Below are 19,350 nucleotides of genomic sequence, written 5' to 3'. Positions count from 1 at the left end.
CTTTCTAGAACTCATAGACTATGTTTATATATTTCTTTTCAATTTTTAAAGTGTTTTTTATAATCAATAAGGTCAGATATAGGAATTCTCCACCGGTGTTTATTTGTTTCTTTGTAAGCGTTTGGAAATTCTCCTATTCGTAGTTTCCTTTTAACGGTCTCTTCACAAACACCTAGCATTTTTGCTGCAATTGATACAGTTATATCATTCTTAACACTTTTCAAGATTTTCCTCCCTTCACTACAAATAAAAAAGTTGTAGTACGACAATAATCGTACTACAACTTTTACAGTTTTATTATTTTGATAATTCTTTTTTTTCTAAAATGTTATAATACCAAGCATTTAAACATTTGAAATTTTACATGTCGGAAATATTTTTTCCAACTTCATAATTTATAAAATAATTTACCAGAAAGTCTACTAATGCAATGTCAGTTGTTTTCATCCTATCCAGCAAGTCTGCAAATCTATTCAAGACTTCTTCAATATCTTCTTTGAATTCTTCATTTCTCTGCATGTGTATAGATAGCCTATTAAAGGCATTATTATTTTCAACCGTATTCCTTGAATTGTGTCCCAGCAATTCATCGCGATGAAATCCTAGTTGCTCCAGAACCAACACCATTTCCAGAGTAAGCGACGTTTTACCACGAAAATAATTCTTCTCGTTACGCTCAGTACGCCCAGTTAAGTTAGCAATTTCACTTGAATATTTATTTATTAGATAATTCTTATATGCTTCTTTATTCTTATTAGATTGTTTAAAAGATTTCGGTGTTCTTCTTAATATTAGTTCATTTATATTATTGTTTATCTCATTTTTTAAAACAGTTTCTCTCAGTTTCATTACTGTTTTTTTTGTCAACTTCAAAATTCCCAACATTTCTTTTCTTTCCTCTTCCTCAACCAGAGGTAAATAAATAGTGTCAATTCCATTTGGAAGTAATTTCGAAATTCTAATGATATCATCTCGGGATAATCCTAGACGTCTTTCAATAAAATTCACCTTTTTATATTCTATTGACTCAAGTATCATTATTATTGTTTGCTCAAATTCCACCACCATTTGGCCATAATCCTTTGAAGACAAGCTTAGCACTCCTTCCTAAATTCATTTTAATAGGGCATTATACCTTATTATACTTTTACATGGTCCTCGAGGAAATAATATTGGTACTAGGGATAACTTGAATAGTAGTTACAATTCACATCAATTTTGTACATAAACCTCTATAATTCTAATCTAATAAAATTGCCAATTCCAATTAGTAATAGCCAATTAGTTTAAATATTCTTTTGTGCAATAACTTCTTTTAAAAGACCGAACCAATTATCCTTCGAGCCTCTGCTCAACAAGCTCTCCATGAATGCTTATTTATAAACTTTCACTCAATTTAGTTAAATTCCGTTCAGTATTTCAAAAATTTGTTTTCTTGTTGAATTTCCTGTTTGAACTTTTCTAAAATTCTTATCTGTTCAAGACTTTGCGGAACACATATTAGGGTTTTTTGAGTATAGTTAAATAACATTTTGTAATATTACTAATTTGAGGATATAAAATATAAAATATAATAATTTTCCCTAAATAAAAATGGAGGTAGATTATGCGTTTTTTTCTAAATGTTTTTGGAAAAAGAAAGAGAAACAATGGAAACTCACCAGGTTCAAATGTCAATTTGAAAGAAGCGAAATTGTTATTAAGAAAAGCAAAAAAGAAAAGTGTATTCATAAGTGGCTTTCATCGCAGCAACAGAACAAGTCCCTTAAAAAGTAATAAATAATATACTCTTAACATCCCAATAGAAAACATCCATAAAAATCATAAAAAGACGACCGCATTAATTATCAAGTAGTTCAGTTTTGGAGTACAAAAACTAAGAATGTAATATGAATTGAGTATCAAATTGCAATGTAATTTGATGCTCTTTTTTTTGTTGTCACATCAACGTTTACTACGGAAATGTAGGCTAATTTGCAAGGGTGAAATAAATATTGTAGCCTTGCAAATTGGGTTGTAAATTCAATTACAAATTAAAGTACAAAACACGATGCCTTTCAGCTATTGCTGAAGAAAATAGTACGCAATAAAAAAAGAACTTGAATTATATCCAAGCTCTCACAAACTGTATCGTTCTTCTGCAACAATCGCTCCTAGATTGCTGCATAAGGCAAACTTTTATCAAAAGTATTTATAGCTTAATCCCAAATAAATCAAACTTGAAACTACAATAAATCCACTGAAAAATAATACTTTATTTCTGGTAGACCAATCTTTCATCCAACTCCATCTTTTTCTGTCTGTATCGAGCCAATAGTAGTCTATGATAACTGTAAAAATAAGAATAATAAAGATTAGTAAATAATTCATTAACTCACTCCACTCCTTATAATTCGGTATACGATAATACAGAAAATATCATTATTACTATTAAATAATCCTGCCTAATACTTAAGTTTAAAAAGAAAGATTACCTATGATGCAATCGCTCCTAGATTGTTGAATAAAAATATTCTATATAACCTTAATAATTTCAATTGTAGTAAAAACCATACTCTGTAACCAAAGGGTTATAATTTCTCAATAACATCGTCAATATTATCCCATTCATAAATTAGTTCTTTTAGCATTTTTTCACCAATTTTAATTTGAACTGTTTTAACTAATTTCGCACCATAATATTCATAAAAATAACGAGTTTTATTTTCCTCAAGGACTTCAACAAATATTTTCCCATAACCTAATTGTTTAAAATGAACAAATAATTCTTTGAACAGCTTCTTTCCTATTCCTTGTCCTTGATATTCTTCAAGTAGGTAAATTGAGGTTAAATCACTTGAGTTTTCCACTACATTGGTTTCTCTTTTCCAAGCATCTGCAAAACCTACAATTTGACCTTCATTATTCTCAGCAACAACTACATAATTATTTTCTTTAGTAATATTTTTTTCCCATAATTCTGTCCGTTTTTCATAAGATAAATTCTTTAAAAAGTCATCTTGAATAATGCCTTTATAAGTCGTTCTCCAACTATCAACGTGAACCTTTGCAATACCTGATGCATCATTTAAAATTGCTTTTCGTATTATCATTTTAGCACCCCTTTATGTAGTTAAATACTTCCTTATATCTTAATATGTTTATTCAACAAAGTAACTCAATTACCCTTTAAAAACTTACTCAAGTAATGCTGGCCGAATGCTGATACATTTTTCATAAAAAAGAAGCTTACTTCATTGCAGATAAGCCCTAGTTAATTGAAGAATAAGAAGTAAAAGTCATTGTACTTTATCTAAAAACTGTTGAACTTCTTTTGGTGATTTTATAATGATAACTTGTTTATCTTTAGACAATTGTTCTAGCTTTTGTAGTATTCCTGGTCTTTTAGTTTTGGGATAATCCCATATCCATTTCAAAAAATCTAAGTCAAATCTTTCTTCGCAACCTTCTCCCATATCTGGTCTTATTTTATTTCGGTACTGCAACATTCTTTTTAAAGCACGGTAGAAACAGATTGTTCTGTGAATATCAAGAAAAATTATTGTATCTGCTGCATTTAGTCTAATCTCCATTGTCCCACCATAGTTTCCATCAATAATCCATTCTTCTTTTTTTACTAACTCATTTTGAATTTTACTTTGTTTATCCTTTGGAACACCCACCCAATTAGGTTTCCAAAATAATGCATCAAGATGATAAACGTTTATTTTTAGCTTCTCACCTAATTGCCTTGCTAGTGTGGATTTCCCCGACCCACCTGAACCAATAAGTACAACCTTTTTCATAAGAACCTCCAAATTTAACAATCCTACTTCGTTAACAATTAATAGGAACTGCCTCACAGCAGCCCCTTTAATTAAATCACTTATTAATTTTACAAAAGTAAAACGGATATTCTGGAAACTTTCTATTGATTAAGTACAGAATATCCAATCTATGCAGTAATTCCTTCTTCAAGAAATGCTTCTACGATTGTTGAATAACAAAAATCACTTTTTTATTATGCTTGTGCAAACAATATAACCTGTAACTATACCAGTGATTGTTTCGAATGAGGTAGACGCACCTCTGCCAAAATATCCTCCCAATATATATGAAGAGAAAGGTAAGTTAAGAGTGAGTATTTCAGAGTAATACAAAATTGGAAAAATTGATAAATACATAAACGGTAAACCAACCACAATCAATTTTGCCCAATTCACTGTCCACTTACCTGTCTTTGGAAAGGTTTTGAATAAGTGAGGAAGTGCTAAGAATATCCCAATTACAACTGGAAAAATTGCACTAAATAGGTAGTAAGGAAAAACTTCATAAGTCTCTCGGTTATTTGAATACAAATTTGCCTGTAATTTCAACCCTAAAAATATAATCAATAAAAACAATATTGCAAAACCTGTATAACCCACAAATGATTTCCTTTGGTTTAACATATTACCCTCCTTTTGATATTCCCCAATCCTGTCCAATTCTTAAATTAGGAGCAATCCACTATGCTGCAATCGTTCCTATTTAGCGGAATAAGAAACTAATAATACGGTAATATAAATTATTTCAATTTATATTGTTCTTAATAAAACTGTTCCAAAGTAAATAATACTCATCCCCAAAAACACGATACCAAATGTAACTATGGCTTTAGGTAATTTACCGTTGAAATACGTCAAAGAAATACCAATTAGTATATGAATTACAACAAATTTAAATATACTCAAAAAGCTTACTCTCCTTTCACTAAGAAAGCACTTTTTCTTCTAATGTTTTCAACATATTTATTCCTACGACTTCAAAACCAAGCTCTTCATAAAGTTTTAGAGCACCAGTATTACTTCCAAATACATGAAGTTTAAAGTAGCATACTCCTTTTTGTCTAATGATACCTTCAATAAGCTCCATAATTTTAGTTCCTAAACCTCTTCCTCTAAGCTCTTCAAAGATAAAGATTTCATAAAGAAATGCACTCTTTTTTTCAACTTCGATTTTTATCCAGACATAACCAGCTATTTGTTTCCCATCATAAATATTAAAAAGATAATGGTTTGGTGTAAAAAGTCCCTTCGGAAGCAAATTATTTAATTGTTTAATTGCTACACTAGAAGTTTCTTCACCCAGTTCATGGATGTTCTGGGATAATACATCAGTATACCTGTCAACTTTATTTTGAAAGTAAATGTCAAAATCTTTTTCTGACATTTTTCTTAATTTTACATTTTCCATAAAATCCTCCTACTAACAGAGTAGTTATATTCTTTATATTACATTGAGGACAAAGAAACTAAATACATGAAAAGCAATAAGCAGAAGCTAGTTATTACCGTTAAGGTAGATAACATAAACATTTTAATTTCTTCATTATGCTTTATTACTCCTTTAAACCCAAAGAATAATCCTATAAGAATTAGTGAAGTCCATATCAACTTTATTGTTTGCAATGGGAACAATGTAAAGAAATTTATAAGGAATAGTGGAAATGTCAACAATTGAACAGACGTAATGCCTATGAGAGTTTTCATATAACACCTCCGTGTTCCACAATACTGCCCTTTAATGGAATAAGTAACAATTTCTTATCTATAATACCACAAATTTCCTAATTATCTTTCAATTTACAGATAATATTACAATTTCATACTCATTCTAGAAGAAAATAAAGGTGCAATTTCAATCAAAAAAAGTAGTCCATTTTGGACTACAATTTAATGTTTTATACTCTAAAGCTGAACTACTTAAAAAAATATAGTATAGTCGTCTTTTGTATATTTATATATATATTTTGAATAACATACTTGAGATGTAGTAACTTAATTCTCTTCTAATATCTGTTCAACTTCTTCCATAAATAAACTTGGTTTAATATCAAGTTGTTTTGAAATTATTACTAATGTATTGATGGTTGGCTTTCTCAACCCTCTTTCAAGTAGACTAATAAATGTTCTGTCAAGCTTGCATTCTAAAGCTAATTTTTCTTGTGAAAGTTTCTTTTTAGTCCTTAATTCTCTTAACGTTATTCCAAATGCTACTTCTATCTCCATATATATACACTCCCCTAGAAACAATATTTACGTTATAAATATTGTTTTCTTAGGCGATTAAGTCTACAGACTATAGTCATCACGCTGCTTATTTACTCTGTTATCCAGCAATTTTTTATGTTATTATTTTTGTAGACTATAGTGCTCAAATCCTTTATTAATGAGGGAGTGTTTATTATAAAAAACAATTTGGATTTTCAAAAAAAAGCTGTTAAAGAGTATTTGAAAATGAGAGCAAAAGAAGGATATGGAGCCCAATATAAAATAGCTAACAAGTACAGTATTAGCCATCAAACCCTAAAAAAATGGGCTGAAAAACTAGAATTTAGAATTGAAATTGAAGAGGAACCAACAAATATAAAACAGAAAGATATATTAACCAGATTAGAACAGATAGAACATGAGAATATATTATTAAAGTTTATTATTGTTGAGAAAGAACTAGAATTATACGAGTTAAGAAATCAAACAAACCTTTAAGATTTTAGTTAATTCGAAAGTTACAAATAGAAATTCACAACATACTCAGGAACGATGATTTTCGCCGCATATTAATAATCCATTAGCGCTAAACTTATCTTCAATGCATCATCAATACGCTCCATTTCTTCCGGCGTAACAGTTCCATGTTTACTTAAAATCTGACTCCTATCTATCGCCATTACTTGTTCACACATAACAACTGAATATTCTTTAAATTTTATTTCCACCTGTGTAGAATAACTTGCTTGTACTTTTCCTGTAAATTTATTCACTCTGGTTGTACACGGCGCTGCGAGTAAAACTGGACTATATTTATTCCCAATATTATTTGATACAATCACAACAAGCCTCTCACCTCTTTGTACTGAATTACCTTTCTGTATTTCTCCAAGATTAACCCAATAAACGTCACCACGAGTTACATTTATAGGTTTTTGTATCACAATCTTCACCTCTTATGATAAATACTAAGTTTATTTCATAAGTTATTATTATAACAATTACTCTATATCCAAGATAGTATTTTTAAATACTGCAAAATTGTTAAGTTATTAAATAGATATTTGCTACTTAAAAGGAATAACAAAAAGAACTTAGAGTTAACTAAGTTCTTTTGTTCAATAAAATGGATTAGGAGTTTAATTTGTAATAGTTAATGAACAGATATTGGATTTCGCAATAGTCTACAAACGTTAGAAAGAACATTAATACTTTAATTCTGTCCATCACTATTTCGTTTGGATGTGAAATTGAATTCCTGGTAAGTCGAGTAAAAGTTGCATAAATTTCAGAACTTGAATTATCCAATTTGGGGGTTAATGCCCTCAATCCTGCATCTTGATTATTTCTTAAATATTTTTTTTGGTATTCTAGATATTTTGTGTATTTCATCGAAATTGTTATCCTTGGCTTTTCTATATCCTGTTCAAAGCTTAAAGCTAATGTATTATCATTTTGTTTTAGGAAACCTAAAAAGCTAGAAGTTAATTCTTCTACGATTGTTTCACCACCCAAACCTACATTAATCATTGAAGAGTTTATGCAATTAGCATTAAAGCAACGTAAGCCTTCTGTGATATAAAAAATGACCCAGTCATTAATATTGCTAATATTCTTTAACTTACTCAAATACCCATCTTGGTCGTATGGTAGTAAATCTTTTTGTTTAATACATTCCAAACCGTATTCTGTAACGTGAAAATAAGGAAGGTCGGGCCCATAGTTTCCATATGCACCTGGAGCAATTACTCCCTGAACAATCAAACTATTAAATTCTTGATAGACTTTAAGTATCTCACTTCTCGTAAGATTAATATTACGGTTTTCAAACAATAAGTTGGACCCACATCCCCACGCTTCACCATACATTGTCTTTCTTAATGGCCTTATATCCTTAATAATCAGTAAACCATTTAATAGTCGAAATAAATCAGCCTGACTTCCCTGATAACCATACATCTTAAATGTTTTACCTTCAGTGTCTATATTACTTTCTTCATATGCAAGAGTTTCTAAAAGTAAATTCCTTATTTCTAAGTTAGATAGCTCACCATTAGTAGTCCTCATATTTCCACTCCTATTAAACAACTTTATTATTTTCTTGGATAACCCCTTTTTCAAGGACTAACTTCAAACATTTCATCAAAATAACTATTTTCTTTAATGTAAGGATTTCTAATTTTCATTTCCCAAGAACCATCTTGTTGTCTAATAAAATATACGCCATTATTATTGGATAAATTTTCAAATGGTAATTCTTCAGTAGATTGAACAGGAATTTTATCTTGGAAGCTCGGACTACATAAAAATAAGTTTTCACCTATCTTTTTAACTAATAATACATCTTCTTGAATTTTCATTTCTTGGACAAATTTAAAGTTTGAAACCTTATCTTTGAATTGATAAAAATCCCCATGAGTTTCTTTCAAATTAAATAACCATTTTTTCGTATTTTCACTAAATAGACTTGTATCCTTATATTGAATTAAGTAATCTTTAATTTCTCTTATTTCTTTTTTCTCAAGTTTTGGGTTATTAAGTATTTCAGCTAGCTCAACTGCTGCTGACCTAGAGTAAATACCACTTAAGTAAAAGTTTAATGACAAGATATTTGGTAACCCTACTTGTACAAGCATAGCTAATCTTCCAAAAACCTCAGACTCTTCTTTGAAATCCATGCTTTCCAGTAGTCTAGCTACTGCATTAATCCCCCATGGTAAAGTAAAAGTAAAATATTTTTTATATCTTTCAAATAAATTAATATCGAATAGAGGACAACCTGTTATCCACAGAATTCTTACTTCGTTTATTTCTTCAATATCCGAAAAAATTTCAAACTGTTTTGATGGTAAGCTTTGTATGATATGTTCAGTATTGCTCAGAAGGGTTATCATATCCTCTATTTTTCGGTCACTATTGAGGTAAATGTTAACTATCTCAATAAAATATTGTATTTGCTCTTTTATTTTTATTCCCGACCTTAACGGAAGAGAAGATGAAATTAATCCCTTCCAGTTTTGTCGGTCTCCTGCCAGCCTTTGTACAGCTTCAGTTCTTGCCTTCAATAAGAGACATATTTTGTTTTCATCAAATTTACTTTTTTCTTGTGCTTCAATGTATGCTAATGATTTTCTGAAATAATCATCCACCCAATATGTTCTATCAACCTCATTATAACTTTGAAACTCTTCAGATAATGCTAAAAGAGTATCATCTATCAAATCAAATTCGAAATTCATTTGATTTATTTTTTCTTCGGCAATACCTCTGTAATTACTTTCTGCTACAAGTTGTAAAAATAAATCAAATTCGATATCACACTCTTTAGCGATATGAATTAATTGCTGAATAATTACCAGAAGTCCACTATTAACATTACTTTGATTTAATTTACCTATATATTCATTTGCAAGTCGTAGTTGTTTGTTTACATTGTATCTAGGCTTATTGCCATCCAAAGCATATAGTATTTTACCTTCACTATCCACAAAAGTTCTACCTGCTCGACCGGCAATGTTCCAGAAATCATTTGTCGTTATTTTTAATCCGTCATTTAGCCATACATTTGCAAAGATAACTGAGTAAACACCAATATTTACACCCTGGCCTAAAGTTGTAGTTGCAATAATAACCTTCGGGTTACCATTCCTCATTAATCTCTCCATTGTTGTCCTTACCTCTGTTGCTAAACCTGAATGGTGACAAACTATTCCAAACTGAGCATACTTCTTTAAATCGCTATCCTTGCCATATGCTTCTTCACATGCTAGTAAAAAAGCCTCCCAATCACTTAAGTTAGTCCACTCATGAGTATTATTGTCTCTCATTGATATTAAAACTTCCCTTGCTTGAGACAATACCATGTTTTGTCTTGCAACAAAAATTAATACTGAGCCAATTTCTGATAACCTTAGAGCAGTTGCTGCAATTGCTTCTTTTTTATTACTAGGAAAGTTATATTTCGACCTTGGTCTTTGAATGACAAAAGGTTCAATAAAGTTGTGGTTAAATGACTCTAAATCCCCTTTCCATTTTAGAGAAACGTTATTTCCTCTAAAAAACAATAAACCAAACCGTTGTTTTGATAAAGTGTGGTTTGAGGATGTGATTATAGCTTCACTATCTCCACTAATCCATTTAGCAATTAGTTTTCCATTGGGTAGAACAGCTGAGAGCAAAATCATTTTTCCGTTATTATTATTTAAATAAAACCTTAACTCTTCTATAAAAATTTCATTCATGGTATATCTATTATTAGAGCCTATTAAGTGTCCTTCATCAATAATTACTAACTTTATTTTTGCTTTCACATCTGAATTATTTCTTATAATAGCTTTAGCTTTCTCAGGTGTTGCAATAATAATATTAGTCTCATTAATTAACAGTTCATCTAACTTACTATACTGTGCTCCCCCATAAAGATGTGAGACTTCAAATCCCATAGGTCTAAAAACTTTCGTTAATGAGTCTTCAATCTCATGAGCAAGTGACCTAAATGGGGCTAAATATAGTATCACGTTATCAGGAGATGAATTTAAACATTGTAGTATAGCCAATTCAGCAATACGGGTTTTGCCACTGCTAGTCGGCAAACTCACAACAGCACCATCTTGATTTAATACCTTAGGTAAGGCTTCTTGCTGTGCTTTAAATAATTCTACAACTGGCTTGGATTGAAAAGCCATACTTAATATATAATCACTTACGACTCCACCACCAGCTCCAATCAACGGTGGAATAGTTCCCCATAAGGAATTTTTCTCATATCCTGAAATTATTAATTTGAAAAGTCTTATTACCCACCACATGCCCGGGTCTTTATCAATTATTACGAGTTTTAATAAATCTTCCACTACTTCAATACTTCTAGACAACCAAACTTTTTCACCTGAATAAAAGTATTCTAGCAACATAGACAAAGACTTTGCTATTAAATATGTATAAATCTTCTCATCTCTATCTTTATCATCTTTAAGAACAGAAATATTTAAATCTGAATAATCATCACTCAATATTATATTTATAATGGTAGAATGTAACTCACTATACTTTCTTTTCAATATACAACTAATTAATTTGGATATATTTGTATCAAAGTCAATATCTTTTAGTATGGTAAATGATTTGGAATATTGTTGTGCACCGTAATACGCTAAAGAGCTCGCAAGTATAAAATACAAACTGTAATTGTGTCTATTTTCAATGGGACGGTGAACACTCTCTAAAATATTCGCTCCTTTTTCCAGAGGAAAAATAGCATTCTCAATGTCATTGTTTTCAGCATAATAACAACCGACTGATAAATATGAAACCGCAATTTGTGTCAATTTTTCATCTAAATTATCTGTGTAATTTGGAAAGTTTTCTTTCTTTTCTTTTATGTTAAATAGTAAAAATCTTGAGTCACCTTGAGCAATTAAGTTTTGCAAATACTTATCCGTTTCTATCTTCTGCAACAACCCGAATGCTTGTTCGTTATTCATCTTCATCACCCTCTAATATCTGATGTGAAAGGTTGTAACTATCTTCAATAAATTTTGAAGGCTCCTGAAGGCTAAGAGATAACATAATAAAATTAGGATTACTGGAAGATAAATTTCTTTCTACGTGCCTATACGTATTATGATTACTAAGTATTAAACCTACATTTATTAATGGAACGTTATCTTTGACTATCTCAATATTTAAATCTTCTAATTTTGCTGATGTTTCTTTGTCTCCACCTAAATTCAGCATACTAGCCACAAAAGTAACCGAAAGTGGTTTAGTCAATGCTTTACCAAACTCCTTTGTAATTTCTTCAATTACTGTCTTTGCGGGTTCAGTTCTAAACTTAGCTTCCCCAATAATCACTTTTTCGGTTAAATTATTGGTGTTAAAAAGTAGTACATCATCTCCCTTCATAGATTGATTTACATTAGGATTATATCTTAAACGATATAACAGAAGTAAAAGGTTACTGGTAGATTGTAAGTATTCGGCTAATAAAATTTCTGTTGCATTACCTTTCTTTGTTGTGTCCATTACAGGTAATAATTGTTGGGTTTTTAATACTTCGTTAAATTCATATTTTGATAGTATTTTTTTCTTCTCTTCTAACCTAGAAATTCTATCATCATCTATATGATGATTAATAATCAACTTAGATAACTTCTCTACCGCTAATTCTCTGTTTCCCTCCACCTCTAATAATTTTCTATGTATTTTATCCTTTTTATCCATATCAACAGGAATATCATCGCACGATAACCATTCTCCAAAAAAATGCGAAGAGTTAGGATGTTCACCAATCATTGTAGAATGAATTGTCAATTCCTTTTCATCAGTTTTTGTCACTTTATCACCTTCAGCTCATTATCATATATTCACATATTTACATATTACACCAATAAAAACCTATATTCTACAATACATATTAATTAACTTAAAATACAAAGTATTCAGTTATATATATATTTAAGGATACTTAAAAAGTATTTATAAAATTAAACCTCTATATTTTTTATGAAGTTTCTACTGATATGAAATAAGTTTTAAATGTAATGTCGAAAATGTTGATTTGAGGTGAATTATAATAAGTTGAATAAGATGTCTGAAGTAAATAAGGAGTTGTTCAACTAGAGGGTTATTTAAGCTTAGAATTGTCTATTATAATAAGGTCCAATTGTTAGTGGAAGTTGTGGTTACACTTAAGGCGCACTTCTGGAAAGGTGCGTCTTTATCTTTCCTATATGAAAGTGTTCCATTTCTTATCATTTATTTATGAACAATTGTTTACAACTATCTCTTATACTTCTCATTCCCCCCTCTATACAATAAATATCCATATCACAGAAATTATATTATTATAACCAAAAATCAGATTATGCTTTTTGTACTCATCATTATTTTTTTACTACCGAAAAAGGAAAACATCGGCAGAACGCTGGTATAGCTGGCAGGACAATTTACCATCTGCAACATAGAATTGGAACATGGTGTGGCATGGGGGCAGTGCCATGGAATCCACATTCGCGACATTCCAAGCCGATACGATCAGTCTTCTTGAATCCGGATTGTTCTTTATCTGTTCCACCACATTTGTGATCTGGTCTATGCTCTTCCCGTCAGGTGTAGGCCAGGATCTCCACTGATAGCCGTAAACAGGCCCAAGATCGCCATTTTCATCTGCCCACTCGTTCCAGATGCGGACACCATTCTCCTGAAGATACTTGATGTTCGTATCACCGCTTAGAAACCATAGGAGTTCATGGATGATGGATTTCAAGTGCAGCTTTTTGGTCGTTACAACAGGAAAGCCTTCTGCAAGATCGTAACGCATCTGATACCCGAATGTACTGATTGTGCCAGTTCCTGTTCTATCTTCTTTTTTCGTACCGTTATGTAAAATATGTCTACAAAGATCTAAGTATTGTTTCATTATATTCACCTCTTCTGCTATAGTCGACGATTCTATTCTACCATATTGAAAATGAAAAAAGAGCATTTCATGATGAAATGCTCACTGTGATCGAAGCCCCAGCAAATTTCCTCTCGATATTGGAGAGGTCTCTAGATTCTCCAGGAATAAAAATGTCTTTGGTGCTTTCATTGCAATTTCCAATTTAGAGGTTTCGTTCAAGTAATACATGGCGAATGTTTCAGCAAAATACTCCTCTGGAAAATGCAGAAAATAGTCTTTACCAGGAAAAAGCTGAGGTGCTTCCTCCTTCCAGAGAGTCAAGAATGTTTGGTTCATTCTTACATTCCCTAGCACATAACGGTCGACGGAATGCGCCAATTCATGGAGCTCAAGATTGACCGAGCCATGACCCATTCCTTTATTGCTATGACCTATTTTCGCCAAGACCAGTTTGGAACCGCCCACTCCCGGTACTTCCTCCCAGGTCGAACCTCTTAAACTATAGCCTCTGGGTTTGACTCCGTGAAGATGTTCAAAGCCCTGCACTTCTGTCAAACTGCCATTAAATAAATACAGATGGATGTTCTGCTGGACCAGTATGCTGAGGATGCTTCCCGGAATGCGAGATAATCGGGACACCATGGATGCCGCTTCTTTTTCAGCAAATTCCCCAGAAGGTACATAGACCAGCTTCTCAACCAGTTCTCTATTTTGTATCTCTCCGAGATGAGAATTAAAGGTAGTAGATTGATAGTTTTTTAATGAAATAGCATCTAAACTAGCGTATGCCTTCCAATAAACCGGAATAATTGTAATAACTAATAAAAGTCCAATGGCTAAAACACGTCGGCTCATTTTCCCTCTCCTTCTGATGATGTTCTTCTAGGATGGTATGTATTAATTGAAAATTCACATTATCGTATAATATGTTTCTATTATAACATCTAAACCTGTAATTGAGCTGTGGTTTTCATCAAAAAGGTTTAACAATGATTGGAAAAGAGAAAATAAATATTTCCAATTTAGGATCACCTGTATATTAGAACGCTCCTATTGGACTTCTCAATGAGTTATACATGAAAAAAGGCCATTAGAACGCTCCTAATGGTCTTCTCAATGTGAATTACATGCAAAAAGGCCATTAGAACACTTCTATTGAACATTTCAATAAGATTTACGTACAATACAAAAGAGACTGTCCAGAAAGTCATGTAAAACTGACTGGCTGGACAGCCTCTTGTTTTATAGTTAAACGATAATTTCCTCTTCATTTAATGCTGCTTCTTGAATGTCCCTTGTGCGATGGGCTATTCTGCTTGCTGCGGCGGCGGCAAGTGCACAGACAATGTCATCCATGAATGTGTGCACTTCTTCCCCTTCGTGTTCATCCAGCTTCTTGATGATACCGAATTTCTCTTTATCAAGAAAACCGAAATTCGTCAAGCCTATCGAACCGTACACATTGACAATGGATAAAGGGATGATTTCATCGATTCCATATAAAGGTTCATCTGTCTCCACCAGATACTGCAAAGGCTCGGGCAGCAGCTTCTGCTCGGCCAGGATGTCTAGTGAAATTCCGGTAAGAACTGCATGGACGATTTCCCTTTTTTCAAGGACCTTTTCTACATTGTGGATACAGTCCTCCAAGGTCACATCGACAATATACCGTTGTTGAAGGAGCAGTACAATTTCCGCTATATCCCGGATAGTTACGCCACGTTCTTCCAGCATTTTCTTTGCAGTCTCTCTCATTTGCTGCAGTGTGTATTTTCTCATACAGACCCCTCATTCTCTCTTATTAGCTCAGCCATTTCGGCGGCATGTTCTTGGCCCAGAAAATGGACCCTAACGCATGATGGTTCTGGAATTGGTCATGGTGGGTATGGTAATGGAAATTGAACCAATAGCCCTCTTTTGGAGGGTTGTCCTTTCTAACATGAAAACGGATCATATCTTGTCCAGACACCTTGTGGTAGATGTGAAAGATTTTCTCCCCATCTCCTCCGGTAGGTGATTCCGAAATAGTAAGGTTGGTTAAATCTTCTTCAGGATGCTGAAAAGCGAGTGTGCTGATTACTTCCTCCATTTTCGGAAGGATCACATCCTTGAATTCATCTTCAATTTTTGGCCCGATACGGGAACCGAACTTCGCAAAGCTTTGCACTTCCGCCTGCTCAAGTGCTTGGTATAAAAATTGCTCTTTGGAAAGCTCAGGTTTAAGAGAATGATATAATCCTGAGGAAAAACTATCAGATTCGCTACTTTTTATATCACTGAAATTGGAATCATCGGAATTGTCGTCCGCAATTAAATAGGCAGGAGGTGAAACAGTACCGAATGTCAATGCAGTAATAAGGACCACTAACGATTTCTTTAACCATTTCGGCATGGGAAACTCCCTTTCTTTTATGTACGCCATAATTTTTTGTAAATCTAGTATATCATAAAAGTAAGAAAATTTTATCTATTTAACTTTGTTTTTTTTAGGGCTCTTTTCGCGTTTATTGTTGCTATAGAGATAAAATGTAAGCACTAAATGTAGCCCGTTGATTTCCGCTCCGAACACTTGCTTTCCGCGGGGACGGATGGGAGCCTCCTCGGCTTCGCCTGTGGGGTCTCCCATGCCCTCTACTCTCCCGCAGGAGTCAAGTGTCCTCCGCTACAATCAACTCAGTTTTTTAACACTATTTGCTCTACTGAAATGAAAAAATGAAACAAATTTTTCAAACTTTAGGAAAGCAAATTTTATACTACGATTCACCCCTGTTGGTTGGAGTGCAAGGTGTGAGACTCCTGCGGGAGCAGCGTGTCAAGGGAGACCCCACAGGCGCAAATGCTCCGAGGAGGCTCCCGAGGCAGCCCGCGGAAAGCGAACACCTGGAACGGAGACCAACAGGGAGTTTAATGTTGACACCTTATCCTTAGCCCAGCCCCTATACTTAAAACAACAATCTTTACCAAAAGAGCCTTTTTTAAAGAGGAATGTAACTTTACACAAAAATCTTCCAATATTCGAAACAAAAAATTGATAGGGCATTCAATTTTGATATTTTTTGTTCATTTATTTAGCTTTTTTTGTTAATATTAAGAATAGCGTTATCCTTGTATAACCGTTTCGTTCTTAAGCGTGAATAGTACATAATGGAGGTTTTATACATGTATGAGGTTCTATTGATTGTAAGCTCATTTTTAACATTGGGATATTTAACTTATTTATGTATTACAGACTAATCTAAAAAGTAAAAAGAAACTCGTGTGGAACTACTCCGACACGAGTTTTCTTTTTAGTTTCGTTTCGTGCTTTTTCTGCTGGAGCTCATGGACTTCCCATCGATTTCCGTAGATGTTGTCCCCTGTCCCTCCACTTGGGAAGATGGTAACCCCACATTGCCAGGCTTCTTTCTTTTTCCACCCATAATATTGAAGACCTCCTAATAATATTGTGTGAAATCTTTAATAGTTTGTCCCAAAATCAGGTTTTTTTCTCCCAAAAGCCGTAATGGAATTTGGATGATTTCCGAACTATTCTCGAAAGTCCAAAACGTTCAAAACGTTCACTTTGCCAATGGTCCTTTAACACCACCCTTTTTCTTGCGACTCTTTTTGCCTCTTCCACCGTTATCCCATTCAGGTCTCCATAGTGTGCAATATTCCTTATTGAAAGTATTCCGGTAGATTCCTCAATTTGCCTTTCAAACATCGGATCGAAATAGACAACATCATAGAAGTCGTCAGGAAGAGTTTGAAGAATATCGAGATGATCTCCTTGAACAACCTCGATCCGTCTCATTGATTGTTCCGTTTCCTCATTTTGGATTTTCCATGTCTGAAGGCCCGTACTCACAATATAAGCTAGCAGCTTGTTCGCTTCGATGCCTGTCACTTTACCCGTAGGTCCCGTCGCTAGACTTGCCATGATGCTGTCAGACGCAAGGCCTAATGTACAATCCAAAAAAGACATGCCTTCCATAAGGGTTGTTGCCTGAAGAAACGGTTCAACTTCGCCAGATAGCCATCGCTTTGCCCGGAAAGCCGCACTGTTCGGGTGAAAAAATACAGGCTCGCTCGTTCCAGATACGTACCATTCAATTCTGTCTTTCCCGATGACTAAAACATCCTTTTTATATTGAGTCTGTAAAAGCCCGATGGACTTTTTGTTTCGTTCTATGTAAGGGAGCTCCAAGTCCAAGGCAACGCGAAGGGCGATTCGGATCATTTGGTCATTTGTTCTGCCTGCGGTGGTTACGATCATTTTACATTGTCTCCTGCTTTTGATTTTCCATTTTAAGTGTCTTTACGCCATAAACAAAAGGTGTGCACTCAAAAGCGCACACCATTCTTTTCAGACTTACTTGCAATATTGATGAAAAGCACCTTGAAGATTGGTCATAATATTTTCCATCGTGTTCGCTTCGATATCATGACGGTGAATAAAATGGACCACCTCATTCCCTTTCATGATTGCCATGGAAGGGGATGAAGGTGGGATATCGCCGAAAATCCCACGCATTTTCTCCGTTGCTTCCTTATCTTGCCCAGCAAAAACGGTCACGAGATGATCAGGGGCATTCTCTGCCTGCAGGATAGCTTGAGTAGCCGCTGGACGTGCAAGGCCTGCTGCACAGCCACATACTGAATTGACAACAACTAATGTTGTACCTTCCACTTTATCAAAGAAAGAATCCACTTCTTCCCCTGTTGTCAGCTCCTGGAATCCAGCTCTGGTCAATTCATCTCTCATCGGTTTTACTAATTGTCTCATATAATCTTCATATGCCATCGACATGATTTCGTCCCCCTTTTTATTTGTTTCGTTCGGTCATTTGTTTCCAGACAGAACCTTTTGCTTCTTCTCCGCCTTCTATGCGCTGAATCGCCATTTTCACTTGCATGCTGACTTCAAACTCTGGATCATCCTCTGCTGCACGCAGGGCAGGCAATGCTCTTTCATCTCCGACCTCAAATAGAAACATCGCCGCACGCCATCGGACAAGCTTATTTTTATCCTTTAAAGCTTCCATCATGGCAGACATTGCCGCTGGATCTCCAAGATCGGAAAGGCAATCACCTGCAGTTCTTCTTACTGTTACGGATTTGTCCTTCAGCGCTCTATACAAATAAGGTAATATATCAGCGTCTTCCAGCATACCGAAGTATACGGTTGCCAGCCTGCGAATAGAACCTTTCTCATCTTCCAGGGCTTTAGCCAATACCGGGATATCCCCTTCTGTCGGATCCATCTGGTCAAGGGCTGCAAATCGCTCGGACCAGTCGGGATTATCAAGCATCTCCATAGTCACCTTATATCTTTGTTTCTGCTTTATATTCGACTGCTTCTCACCTGATGCCGATTTTTCCAACATGTTCTGAAGTCTTTCCTCCGAATAGGTTGCTGCAATTTCCTCCACAATCTCATTTCCTACGGCTTCAAGGTTGCCGTATCGGATTCCATGCTCTTTCCATTCCCGCTCCAAGACCACATTGTCCTGATTTTTTTGTGTAGTCAGGACTGCCTCCATGAAACGCTCGGGAAGGCCGACGCGTTTTTCCACTTCCCCGTCAGTCAGCTTCACTTGCATGGGAATGCCCTGGAACATCTGGATAAAGACTTTCACTTCTCCGAACCCGCTAAGAGGTGTTTCACCTGATTCTGCGCGGTCCTCTTCCGTTTCACCAAAGGCGCTCCTCACATCCGCAAGAATTACTTTCCAGTCATAGCGGGCATTTCGCTCAACCGCCAGGAAGTCTGCAACATGATAAACTCCCTTTACGCCTTCTACTTCCAATATGGATTGGATGATATCGGGTGCCTGGGAGGAATTGTCCTTTGTATAATTGTTTCTGGCACCTGCCGGCAGCTCCTCCGACAAAATAACCTTCATCGTATTTGGACTCGGTGTAGGCTCTATTGCTTTTATTCTCACGAGTGATCAC

19 protein-coding genes and 1 pseudogene are annotated in these 19,350 nt (G+C 34.3%); 1 reads left to right on the top strand and 19 read right to left on the bottom strand.

All coding sequences use genetic code 11. The features are described 5' to 3' along the window. Nucleotides 1-38: 38 nt before the first annotated feature. From ABN702_RS07645 to ABN702_RS07615, 7 genes are all read right to left on the bottom strand, one after another. Nucleotides 39-224: a helix-turn-helix domain-containing protein gene (locus tag ABN702_RS07645; protein WP_417900115.1), complete on the bottom strand. Its 186-nt coding sequence runs from the start codon at nt 222-224 to the stop codon at nt 39-41. 136 nt (nt 225-360) lie between these two features. Further along, nucleotides 361-1,092, bottom strand: coding sequence for a hypothetical protein (locus ABN702_RS07640; protein WP_417900114.1), 732 nt, complete (start codon nt 1,090-1,092; stop codon nt 361-363). A gap of 1,478 nt (nt 1,093-2,570) precedes the next feature. Then, on the bottom strand, nt 2,571-3,092 hold the full coding sequence (locus tag ABN702_RS07635) for a GNAT family N-acetyltransferase (protein ID WP_417900113.1): 522 nt from the start codon (nt 3,090-3,092) through the stop codon (nt 2,571-2,573). Nucleotides 3,093-3,278: 186 nt separating this feature from the next. Further along, a complete protein-coding gene (locus ABN702_RS07630; protein WP_417900112.1) occupies nt 3,279-3,785 on the bottom strand; it encodes a DNA topology modulation protein in 507 nt (168 codons plus the stop codon). A gap of 204 nt (nt 3,786-3,989) precedes the next feature. After that, a complete protein-coding gene (locus tag ABN702_RS07625; protein ID WP_417900111.1) occupies nt 3,990-4,430 on the bottom strand; it encodes a hypothetical protein in 441 nt (146 codons plus the stop codon). A gap of 301 nt (nt 4,431-4,731) precedes the next feature. Further along, nucleotides 4,732-5,214, bottom strand: a complete 483-nt coding sequence (locus ABN702_RS07620; RefSeq protein WP_417900110.1) for a GNAT family N-acetyltransferase — start codon at nt 5,212-5,214, stop codon at nt 4,732-4,734. 584 nt (nt 5,215-5,798) lie between these two features. Further along, on the bottom strand, nt 5,799-6,029 hold the full coding sequence (locus ABN702_RS07615; RefSeq protein ID WP_417900109.1) for a helix-turn-helix domain-containing protein: 231 nt from the start codon (nt 6,027-6,029) through the stop codon (nt 5,799-5,801). Nucleotides 6,030-6,257: 228 nt separating this feature from the next. On the opposite strand from ABN702_RS07615, the gene ABN702_RS07610 reads away from it, so the two are divergent. Further along, entirely contained in the window at nt 6,258-6,509 is a 252-nt protein-coding gene (locus ABN702_RS07610) for a hypothetical protein (RefSeq protein ID WP_417900108.1), read from the top strand. Between the two features lie 71 nt (nt 6,510-6,580). On the opposite strand, the gene ABN702_RS07605 is transcribed toward ABN702_RS07610, so the two are convergent. The 12 genes and pseudogenes from ABN702_RS07605 to ABN702_RS07550 form a co-directional block, all read right to left on the bottom strand. Further along, nucleotides 6,581-6,955: a type II toxin-antitoxin system PemK/MazF family toxin gene (locus ABN702_RS07605; protein WP_417900107.1), complete on the bottom strand. Its 375-nt coding sequence runs from the start codon at nt 6,953-6,955 to the stop codon at nt 6,581-6,583. A gap of 187 nt (nt 6,956-7,142) precedes the next feature. After that, nucleotides 7,143-8,078 (bottom strand): hypothetical protein, encoded by a 936-nt coding sequence (locus ABN702_RS07600; protein ID WP_417900106.1) that lies wholly within the window; start codon nt 8,076-8,078, stop codon nt 7,143-7,145. Between the two features lie 50 nt (nt 8,079-8,128). Further along, nucleotides 8,129-11,494: a DEAD/DEAH box helicase gene (locus ABN702_RS07595; RefSeq protein WP_417900105.1), complete on the bottom strand. Its 3,366-nt coding sequence runs from the start codon at nt 11,492-11,494 to the stop codon at nt 8,129-8,131. After that, nucleotides 11,487-12,347 (bottom strand): Hachiman antiphage defense system protein HamA, encoded by an 861-nt coding sequence (locus ABN702_RS07590; protein ID WP_417900104.1) that lies wholly within the window; start codon nt 12,345-12,347, stop codon nt 11,487-11,489. The genes ABN702_RS07595 and ABN702_RS07590 overlap by 8 nt, the downstream gene beginning before the upstream one ends. Nucleotides 12,348-12,915: 568 nt before the next feature. After that, nucleotides 12,916-13,431, bottom strand: a pseudogene (locus ABN702_RS07585) (thymidylate synthase); the annotation flags it as partial. A gap of 81 nt (nt 13,432-13,512) precedes the next feature. Continuing rightward, entirely contained in the window at nt 13,513-14,268 is a 756-nt protein-coding gene (locus ABN702_RS07580) for an anthrax toxin lethal factor-related metalloendopeptidase (protein ID WP_417900103.1), read from the bottom strand. A 393-nt stretch (nt 14,269-14,661) separates the two neighbouring features. Further along, nucleotides 14,662-15,192, bottom strand: a complete 531-nt coding sequence (locus tag ABN702_RS07575) for a phosphatidylglycerophosphatase A (RefSeq protein WP_417900102.1) — start codon at nt 15,190-15,192, stop codon at nt 14,662-14,664. Between the two features lie 22 nt (nt 15,193-15,214). Next, on the bottom strand, nt 15,215-15,805 hold the full coding sequence (locus ABN702_RS07570; protein ID WP_417900101.1) for a YpjP family protein: 591 nt from the start codon (nt 15,803-15,805) through the stop codon (nt 15,215-15,217). Nucleotides 15,806-16,700: 895 nt separating this feature from the next. After that, nucleotides 16,701-16,832 (bottom strand): YuzL family protein, encoded by a 132-nt coding sequence (locus tag ABN702_RS07565; RefSeq protein ID WP_417900100.1) that lies wholly within the window; start codon nt 16,830-16,832, stop codon nt 16,701-16,703. A 56-nt stretch (nt 16,833-16,888) separates the two neighbouring features. Then, entirely contained in the window at nt 16,889-17,668 is a 780-nt protein-coding gene (locus ABN702_RS07560; protein ID WP_417900099.1) for a class I SAM-dependent methyltransferase, read from the bottom strand. A 96-nt stretch (nt 17,669-17,764) separates the two neighbouring features. After that, a complete protein-coding gene (locus ABN702_RS07555; protein ID WP_417900098.1) occupies nt 17,765-18,202 on the bottom strand; it encodes a BrxA/BrxB family bacilliredoxin in 438 nt (145 codons plus the stop codon). A gap of 16 nt (nt 18,203-18,218) precedes the next feature. Beyond that, nucleotides 18,219-19,340: a conserved virulence factor C family protein gene (locus ABN702_RS07550; RefSeq protein ID WP_417900097.1), complete on the bottom strand. Its 1,122-nt coding sequence runs from the start codon at nt 19,338-19,340 to the stop codon at nt 18,219-18,221. Nucleotides 19,341-19,350: the final 10 nt, after the last annotated feature.

Source organism: Bacillus haimaensis (genome assembly GCF_048270625.1).
Taxonomy (GTDB): Bacteria; Bacillota; Bacilli; order Bacillales; family Bacillaceae_I; genus Sutcliffiella_A; species Sutcliffiella_A haimaensis.
Note: the sequence above shows the minus strand (reverse complement) of the source record. Positions and strands in the feature narration are given on the sequence as shown.